Annotated in this window: 6 protein-coding genes; all 6 read right to left on the bottom strand. The window is 52.7% G+C overall.

All coding sequences use genetic code 11. The features are described 5' to 3' along the window. Positions 1-479 precede the first annotated feature (479 nt). Positions 480-680: a class IIb bacteriocin, lactobin A/cerein 7B family gene (locus ABD837_RS13065; protein WP_345055170.1), complete on the bottom strand. Its 201-nt coding sequence runs from the start codon at positions 678-680 to the stop codon at positions 480-482. 263 nt (positions 681-943) lie between these two features. Further along, positions 944-4,081 (bottom strand): lantibiotic dehydratase, encoded by a 3,138-nt coding sequence (locus tag ABD837_RS13060; protein WP_345055168.1) that lies wholly within the window; start codon positions 4,079-4,081, stop codon positions 944-946. 106 nt (positions 4,082-4,187) lie between these two features. Then, a complete protein-coding gene (locus ABD837_RS13055; protein ID WP_345055165.1) occupies positions 4,188-6,332 on the bottom strand; it encodes a peptidase domain-containing ABC transporter in 2,145 nt (714 codons plus the stop codon). 79 nt (positions 6,333-6,411) lie between these two features. Beyond that, positions 6,412-7,569 carry an HlyD family secretion protein gene (locus ABD837_RS13050; RefSeq protein ID WP_345055163.1) on the bottom strand — a complete coding sequence of 386 codons (1,158 nt, stop codon included), beginning with the start codon at positions 7,567-7,569 and terminating at the stop codon, positions 6,412-6,414. 49 nt (positions 7,570-7,618) lie between these two features. Continuing rightward, entirely contained in the window at positions 7,619-8,272 is a 654-nt protein-coding gene (locus ABD837_RS13045) for a type IIL restriction-modification enzyme MmeI (RefSeq protein WP_345055160.1), read from the bottom strand. Between the two features lie 205 nt (positions 8,273-8,477). Beyond that, a partial coding sequence (locus ABD837_RS13040) for a hypothetical protein (RefSeq protein ID WP_345055158.1) occupies positions 8,478-9,193 on the bottom strand: 716 nt, incomplete at its 5' end.

Raw genomic sequence — 9,193 nt, 5'->3', positions numbered from 1 at the left:
AACCACTTTGAAAAGCAACTTCAAACCACGTCCCAATTGTGTCCGGCTTAGCTAGACCACCTCAGATTGACTTGGACGAATACGGGCCACAACGTTTCTCTGCAAAACCCTTGCCTAGTGGCGAAGGGTTTTGCGCGCAGAAAAACAAAGTGAATTGGGTACCGCCTGGTTCCGCTCAATGGCTGCCATTCGCATGCCACAGGACGGGTCTAAGTGATTTATTGCTAAAAGGGCCTCATTTTTTGGATTTCTTGTGCGTATTGACGCATGAGAAATCCAAAAATGAGGCCCTTTCACTGAAAACGCTTGCAACAAGCGCCAAACCTTAGTGGTGCACGTAGAGGTTGTGGTGCGAGTCGTAATAGTTGCCCGCGTAATTTATCGTCGACATCGCGGCCATACCGCACATCATTGACGACTCTGCTGCGACGGCAACCGCCCATGCCCATGTGCGCGTGGGCGGTTGCCGTCAACGGCCATTATCCGAGCGATTGAAATTGCCCGTGGTGGTTGTCGTACCAGGTGCCCACGGCATTTATCAACGTCATCGCGGCCATACCGCATGCAAGTGACGAGGCAGCCGCCGCCGCGCACACGGGCGTGGTGCCGCCGTCAACGGCCATCATCTCGTCGTGCGACAGCTCGACAATTTCGCGTTTTTCAAAAAGCAACTCGTTCATGGAATTGTGGTTAGAAGGTGAAATTTGTGCACCAAATGTATCATGGGAAACAAATAAAACCTAATAAAGAGATGTATCACGGGGAAAAATAGAACCTAATGAAGGAGGAGGTATAATTGAATCAATATGCAACTCGCTGACTGTAAGACTAGTACAGGCCATTGCAACCGATGGCGGAGCAAAACCGCCCGCGGTGGTCTGCGAAAAAAAGCCGGCTTGGCCCGTGCCTGTCCCCGTGCTGGCGCCGCCACGTATCCCCTGCCCTAAAGGGACAGGGGTTTTGCGCTCCGGGCGATAAAATGCTGCGTGGTGTAATGCTTGGACAGAAATTCGTAAATGAGCAACTCGTGCACCCGTTCTTTTTGGGTAATCAACCGATTGAGCATCATGTGAATGATACTCGACAGCAGGCGAAAGCAATCCGTCTGCAAAGCGTCCGCTTTTTGGAGTCGAACAATTTCTTGGAGCAGGGGCGCTAACTCCATCATTTTGGCGGTGATGGCCGGGGCTATCTTGGGAAACTTGTCCTCGATTTGCCCGCCCATAATGTCTTTGATAAGGTCCTTGTAGGCGGAGTATTTGGCGTTGATGCTTTCCATTGACCGCTTATTGGTTCCAAATTCACTCTGAAAACTTTTTCGAGCAATCTCGACAAACTCCCGCTTTTGTTCCAGGGTGAAGCCACAAGCAGTGAAAACCTCATCCGTTAACCGCAAGCTCCACAGCGATTTCATCACCTCGGTCTTATCCTCTAAAAAAGCGCCCAGTAGCCTGACTGCGAATTTGCTGTCCACCCAAAAAATCGTTTCGCACAAAGCCATTGTGTTGGCCCCATAACGTTCAATCTCCCGGCTGTACGTATCGAGCTGCATCTTCCAGACCAGCGCATGCAGCGTTGAGTTTGCCAGGCATTGCTTGATGACGCCTAGCACCCGGAGCGCATCCGACGCGTTCTTGAGCCGCAACCGCAAGCGGAGGTGAAAATCAGGGTCCCGGTACTTGATATAAAACCATTCGGCAATCAACCCATCCCGGGCAAGAAGTTCGGCTACAGGTGCGAGGAGCTTTGCCAGCACCATATCCACCGAGCCCGGGCCACAGTAAAGCTTGAGGTATAGCCATTCGCTGCCTACGGGAAACTCCCGGGTGATGAGTGGCTCCTCCGTGGCCCGGCCGGTTGCCTCCGGGTCCGCAAAACTTCTTTTTTCCGTATTGATGATGGTTGCGATATACTGGCGAAGGTGAGTGGATTCATCTGCCTCCGCGGCCCACAAAAACTCTTTCAATAAAATGGACGGCCTGTTTTTGATTAAGGTTAGCCAGGTTTCCACCGATGGAACACTGGAGAAGTCAACCAGCAGCTCGTTGTCATCCTCCGAGTGCAATACCTGGCGAGGCAAGTTAAATTTTTCCCGGAACTCGGCCACGGCGCGCGGTAGTTGTTCAGCCCCTTGGTTAAGGGGTGCCAAATCAGCAACACTAAGAACCCACGAAGCTGGAGCAACGATTATTTTCTTGTAGCAAACCCGGGGCAGGTAAGGAAATAATACGGGCAGCCCCCCCCAGTTGAAATTAATGCTTTGGTTTTGGCTCACGCCCTGTTTTTGTAAATCACCCAGGAAGTGATACAAGGGCAACGCATTCGTAAAGTGATTGTGCATATGCGTTTTGCACGGGACAATCCGCTTGTTTAACCGCTTGGAGAACAGCACGACCTCGTTGTTCTCCACCTTGACAAACAGGTCGTTTAGTTCGATAATGTTTGGGCCTTCTACGGACGACTTGGCCAGGTAAGGAATTTCGTATTTTCTAACGGCCGGGTGTTTGATGATGTTTGTTATCCGGTTGTTGGGCATATGCACGATTTCGGCCAGCACGCAATTTTCCACCAGACGTTCTTCGGTTGCTGCTATTCGTTCAATAACGCGGCGTATCTCCTGGTTTCCATGTGCGAATCGGCTTAACATCGCCCCCCCTGACGGGCCATAGAATGCTTCTAGAAATAGGGTTTCCTTTTCCTGGTTCGTCAGCCGAAACATCACAGAGCAGCTGGTTGGGATTCCGTTAAATTTGTGAGCGTTTAGATAGCCGGGGGCGGGTTGCTCCGCCAAGTCAATCACCCGGGCGTCTTTGTTTGTAGGAGCGGTCAGGATAGACAATAGCCACTTGTCTTTCGGAGTCAACGTAACCGTCGATTCTTGGGCTCTAGAAGCAAACGGAATGTCGTCTACCAGAATGGCGGCGCCTGTTCGTTTGTTAACCGGGTAGCCGATGCCAGAATCAGCATCCAGCACCTCTACCAATCGCTTGGTCTGGGACTCGTACCGCTGGAGAAAGGCTTTTTTAAACGACTCAATGGCCTCCTCCGTGTCATAAGCACCGGCGTTTATCTGGGTGAGGTATTGCAACAGATGCAATAGCTCCGGTTGGTGTGTTGCATTGACCGCGAGCGGGGCGGCGGGCCGATAAGCGTCGATATGAAACGCCTTTTCTTCTTTTACTGCGGGATAGTACGCCTTGAGTTTCTCAATAATGCTTCGATACGCTTCTATGCCGTTGACTTGGTGGCGGTCCAGCTCTTTCAAGTCGGCAAGGATGCCAGCGAAAAAGTCTAACGCCCGCTTGATGGGCTCGCTTCCGGAAATCGCATAGAACCGGCTCAGCGTGGCGTGGATTTGTTGCGCAAAATCATCCTCGCTGGTGAGGGCAACTTCAAAGTCTGAAACCAGTAATTGTGCGTCAATGATATTGGCGACAAACCCCTTGCTTTGCTCCTCGCTTATCCCCTCCCCGGTTAAAAGGGCGCTTAGCTCCTCTCGTGTCAGACCCGCTTGGCTGAGAAACAACACCTTTTCAACGTATTGATTAAAAGTAACCCCCGAGATTTTGTACTTACGCCGACCGTTCTTGTACGTGTATTCAATATAGCGGATTTCGTTTCCGATAAGGTACCGACTGTTGTTGGGAAAATACTTGAGCTGCTGTTGAATATCGGGTTCCTGGATGAGGGAAGAAATCAGGTTGTACAACACGTGCATATCCAGGCGGGTATGTCTGGATATGGGTGCGCCCGCCCCGGTTTCGGTAAACCCGTGGTCGGCCCAGACCGCCATTCCGCACGTGGAAAACAACCCAAAAGGCGTGCTTCTGGTCCTCATTCTCGACAGGTAGCGGTTCAAGCTGTTGAGGACTTTTGTTTGCTCTCTCGTCGTTTTGAGCGCTCCTTCCCGGAGCTTGCGGCACTCGTCGTAGAGCAGCGGCGAGGCCACGTACAGCGCTTCCAGGAAGAAGTTGTCGTCAAGCAATGCCAGCACATCCTCCTGGCAGTTGACGTTTTTGTAGGGGTACATGGGGGAACGCACGATGAGTTCATCGACAAATTCCAGAGAAGCGTTTTTCATCGAATGGAGCGGGAATCCCCTATGCCTTTAGGCCAGGGGTTGGTTACAGGGGCTAACGGTTCGTTCCTGGCACAAGAACGGAGTGGTTTTGGGGGCAGAGAAGGGATTACGTTTGGCTTTTCCAGATGCTGTGGTAATACCCTTCGGCCCCCACCAGCTGCTCGTGGACTCCTTGCTCGACTAACTGGCCATCCTTCAACACCAGTATGTTATCCGCGTGCTGAATGGACGAGAGTTTGTGGGTGATGATAACCACGGTCTTGTGTTCTTTTTGGAGTTCCTGAATAATCTCCTGCACATAGGAATCACTGAAACCATCCAAGGACGAGGTGGCCTCGTCCATCAGGAGAATATCAAATTTTTTGTAAAGCGCCCGGGCGATTCCAATTCGTTGCCGCTGCCCTTCTGACAAGGTTGACCCATTTTCCCCGATGTAGGTATTGTACCCATTGGGGAGGGTTTCGATAAAGTCCGCAATCCGAAGCTGTTTGCAGATTTTGAGCACTTTAAGCACATCGGGTTTGGGGTCCCCGATGGTGATGTTCTCCAAAATATTCCCGGCAAACAGCACGATGGATTGCGGGACGATGCTGATGACCTTTCGCAAGGAGTCGCTGGATACATTCTGCAAATCACAGTCGCCGACGAAAATCTTCCCTGTTCCAACCGGATAAAGCTTTTGCAGTAGGCCCAGGATGGTGCTTTTGCCCGACCCACTCACCCCAATGATGGCGGTGACTTTACCGAGCGGAATGGTGAAGGAAATGTCGTCAAAGACTTTGGCACGGGAACCGTAGCGGAAACCAACGTGCTCAAACCGAATGTCCCCCAACAAATCGGGGGTTAGAGCGAATTGCTGTTGTCGCGCATCAACCTGTTCCAAGTCCATTATCTCGAACAAGCGGTCGGCTGCAATGGAAGCTTCCTGCACTTGGCGGTTGGAGCCGACCAGTGCCTGAATCGGGCCGATAAAAAATCCTATCAGGGAGTACAAGGAGAACAACTCCCCGGGAGTCATCTCGTTTTGGAAGATATAGTAAGTTCCAAGCCAAAAAACCGCGATGGTGAGCACTTTGGCGAAGGCGTCTCCCGTAACCCCAAACGAAAGGTTATTGACCCCAACCCGGTAAACATCAGTAAGCACGGAAATAAATTTTTCCTCGGTTTTGAGATTGGCGTAATCTTCCAAGCCAAACTGCTTAATCGTTTCCATCGCCGTGATGCTTTCCACGAGCTGGCTTCCCAGGTCCGCACTGCTCTCCATTAAGGCCCGCACCTTCGTTTTATTCAGTCGGTTCGATAGCAAGTAAAGCGCCCCGTAAAAAGGAATACAGGACGAGATAACCAGCGCCATCTTCCAGTTATAAGAGTACATCAATACAAAGGAGAAAATAACAATCCATATGTTAATAAACAACGTCACCGCCACGTCATTGATGAACGTGCGGATTTTTACCGCATCGTTTACCCGGCTGATGATTTCTCCCACCCGCATGCTATCGAAAAAACTTTGCTGCAATTGCAGCAGCTGCTTATAATACCCCAGGATTAGCCGGGCGTCGAGAATCTGCCCGATTCGTAAGGACAGAACACTGCGAAAGAGCCCGATAATCAGCTGGACGACGACGAGGACCACCATTGCCGCGCTCATCAGATTCATCAGGCTCTGGTTGTTGTTTGGAATAACCAAATCGGTAATCTTGCCGATATAAATAGAGGTAGCGATGCCCAGGACGGTGTAGAGCAGCGCCCCCACGATGATTTGCACAATGCTGGCCTTGTTGGGCTTTACCAGCGAAAGGAGCTTGGCGGCATTTGTGGTGCCGACAATGCCTTTTTTGAAATCCGCGTCGGGCGCGAGGAGCACCAAAAAGCCGGTCCACTCCTTTTGAAAATCGGCGTGTGTCAGCTTTTTGAGTTCGCCTTTTTCCGGGTCCATTATCTGGACATACTTGGCGTGCCACTTGTAGAGCACGACGTAGTGGGGGTACTTCCCTTGGGCCAGCACGTGCGCAATCGCGGGCAGTTGGATTTCGGGAAGAACGGCCGGCGTGGCCTTGACCGCTTTGGCGGCAAACCCCATCTTTTTACTGGCTTCCACCAAGCCCAGCAAATTGGTCCCTTTTCTATCCGTGTTCGCGTACTGCCGGACCCGCGCAATGGGTATCTGGAACTTGTAGTGCAGGCAGACGCTTGCCAATGCGGCCGCCCCGCAGTCCATTGGGTCGTGCTGTTTTATTTTTATCCCCATAGAAAGGTGCGCGTAGTCTGCGCACGGAGCTGATTAAGGTGAGAGGGTGCTGGCGCTGGGCGCACACCACGGGGCCGGCCTAATGCTGTTTTGGGTCCAGCCAATCGTTGAGCTTCGTGAATAAAAGCTGCCACAATGTTTTGGTGGTAAGGTTAAAGTTTGCCCTTCCAGTCATGCCTTTGATGATGGTGCCCGAGTACCCGGATTTTAGGGTTAAATGCGTTTTGTCCAGCTTGCAGTGCACCAGGTAATAGGGCCGGTTTTCAATGATTTTCACGTCCGTGATAATCTCCGTCACCGACGCATTGAGGACGCCCCAATCGGAGTAGTTGTAGGCATCAATTTGCAGCCGGACCCGTTGATTGGGCTTGACAAAGCCAATGTCTCGGGGCGAAACCAGGCAAATGGCGATGAGATTGCTATTGGGAATGATTTCCGCAATCTTCTGGCCTCCCTGGACGTAGGTGCCGTTTTGAATCCCTTCGGCCTTGTAGCCGGTTCCCGCCGTGTTGGCCACCACTGTGCTTTTGGCAATCAAGTTCCGTAGCTCGTTTTCTTTGGCGACGAGGTTATCAAATTCCTGTTGAAGGCCATACTTGGCGGTCTGCCATTGCGCCCGTGCGTTGGTGTCGTGCACCTTTAGGTCCCGCAATGCCTGGTTGTAGTCCAGCTCGTACTTCTCGTACTCACTCGCCGCGATGACCTTTTGCGCATACAAGCGCGTGTAGCGCGTGTACGTTTTGGTGGCGTTGTCGAGCCGCGCAGTGAGCAAAGCCCGTTGCTCGACGTAGTGCGCCAGCTGCGTTTGGTACTCGGTGGTGTATAACACCGCGCCGCCCCGGCTTTTCGGGGTATCGCGCAATACGCCAATGTCGTGGAGGGTTTGTTTTGCCAGGGATTTTCGGCCCTCGGTTAGGGCAATTTCTTCCTTGAGTTGGGCATTGTCGATGGTCAGGAGCGTGTCGCCCCGTTTGATGGGTCGATTATTCGCCACCCGGAGCGAGGCAATCTTCCCGGGCATCGGCGAATACAAGGTTTCCGGGAGGTTGTTCGTTTGAATGGAAGCCGGCGAGGAGGTGGTTATGTCTACGGTGACAAAGGGCAAAGACGCCAGTATTGCCAGGACGACAAATAAAATAAAATTATATAAGGCATTTGAGGGCTTGGAGAGCTTTTGCAAATAACCAAATTGGCCACTGTTCAAATCCGTAATCTCGGGAAACTCGTCGCTGTTCATGCTGCTATAAATGTTTGACAACCCTGCGCCCTCTGGTTGGAGCCTTTAGTCACGGAGCACGGACCGCTGCATTGCCCGTGGCCCCTCCCCTCCCCCACCGGGCGGCCAACGGCAGCCGGAAGCGGGCCTGGTCGGGGAAGGGCACGAAGGAGTCGCCCACGCCGGCGAAGTTCGCATCCAAGTCAATGCAGTAGCCCACATCCACGACCAGCACAAACAGGGGCTCGTCGGGCGGCAAGGCGCGCACGTAACCCAGGGCTTGCTGCCGGGCCGCTTGCATCATTTGCTCCCACTTCACGGAGCCGCGCAGGGCGTGGCCCTTGCGGCGCTTCTCCGCGGCAAAGCCCAGCTCGGCGCAGTCCGACCTCTCGGCCTTTTGCTGGGAATCGGGCGAGTCCGTACACTGCTTGGTTTCCAGGATAAAGCAGCCGCGCTTGTTTAGGTCGATGCGGCCGGTGCTCTTCTTCGGGCCATCGTTGAAGGTGACGGCTCGCTCGAGCACGTACTGGTCCTGAGTCGAATTGTCGGTGGTGGGGTCGGGTTTGGGGACGCCGAGTAAGTCGCAGAGGTCTTGCAGAAAGAGGCCGTAGTTGGCGCGTTCGGCACCGCCAGATTTTTGCCAGCGGGCCGCGAAGTCGAGGTAGAAACAGCATAGGGGGTAAAAAAACCGGAAGATAGAGGAATTCGGGGCTAATTCCGCCAAATGGGCGCATAAGGGCCGGTTGCCTAATCTTAATTCCTTGGTTGAAAAAGGTAAATCAACTTTACTGGATACCCCGTGTCATCATCCTTTCGTAGCATAAGGCAGTTCCGGGCAAACTATTTCGTGAGCCGATGGGGCCACAACCGCATGCGCCGCGATGGTATTGCCGCAGAGTTGTGTACCTACGCTTACACCACGGTACTCCCTATTGAATCACCACATCAGCCAAAGGCAAACAATGGTTCGGAGTACGTCGCGAGGCCTCTTCATTCCCTACGTTCTTCATCATCCGCAGATTGAACCAGCGGATGGAAGAAAGCAACACCTCGTTGTTGAGTATTCCCACGAAGTCTTCCTGCTGGCAACAGACCCTGATTTCATCCGGCCAGGCGTTCGCAAATGATTCATTACACTGAAAGTGCAGCGTGGGCAACTTCGCGAATGTGTCCTGAAAGCCTGCTTTTTCCTGGAGCGTGGACAAAAAGGGCGCTTTGGAGGCAAACAACACTACACTCAGGTTTTGCGCCTCATCGCCAAAGACGGAGAGCACGGGCACTTCATTTATGTTGATTCGCGTGATGCACCCCTCCTTCAGCAGATGACGGGGCAGGCACGAAATGCTCCAGTAGGTGTACTCGCTGGCAAGGTAATTTGGAATGGTCTTTTTAACATAATCAGCCAGAAACTGGACTAGGAAGGCGTAATACGGCTTGGCCTGCAATTCCTGGAATCGGGGCTGGTATTTCTCCCGGACCATAGCTTGGCGAAACCGCGCTCCCGTTACCTGATTGTACGTGTTGTCGCCCATCCAGCGCAGCTGCTTGGCCGTGTCAAACAGGTTGGTGAAGGAGACTTGCTGAGGTGGTCTAGGTAGGCCGGACAGAAGGAGGACGTATATTTCTTCTGTCATGACAGCAAAAA

The organism is Hymenobacter glaciei, from assembly GCF_039539585.1.
In the GTDB taxonomy this organism is placed as follows: Bacteria; Bacteroidota; Bacteroidia; order Cytophagales; family Hymenobacteraceae; genus Hymenobacter; species Hymenobacter glaciei.
This window is presented reverse-complemented; position numbering and strand designations above follow the sequence as displayed.

Excerpts from the sequence above, each read along its gene's own strand:
- ABD837_RS13065 (WP_345055170.1), bottom strand. The coding sequence starts at position 680 with ATGAACGAGTTGCTTTTTGAAAAACGCGAAATTGTCGAGCTGTCGCAC.
- ABD837_RS13060 (WP_345055168.1), bottom strand. The coding sequence starts at position 4,081 with ATGAAAAACGCTTCTCTGGAATTTGTCGATGAACTCATCGTGCGTTCC.
- ABD837_RS13055 (WP_345055165.1), bottom strand. The coding sequence starts at position 6,332 with ATGGGGATAAAAATAAAACAGCACGACCCAATGGACTGCGGGGCGGCC.
- ABD837_RS13050 (WP_345055163.1), bottom strand. The coding sequence starts at position 7,569 with ATGAACAGCGACGAGTTTCCCGAGATTACGGATTTGAACAGTGGCCAA.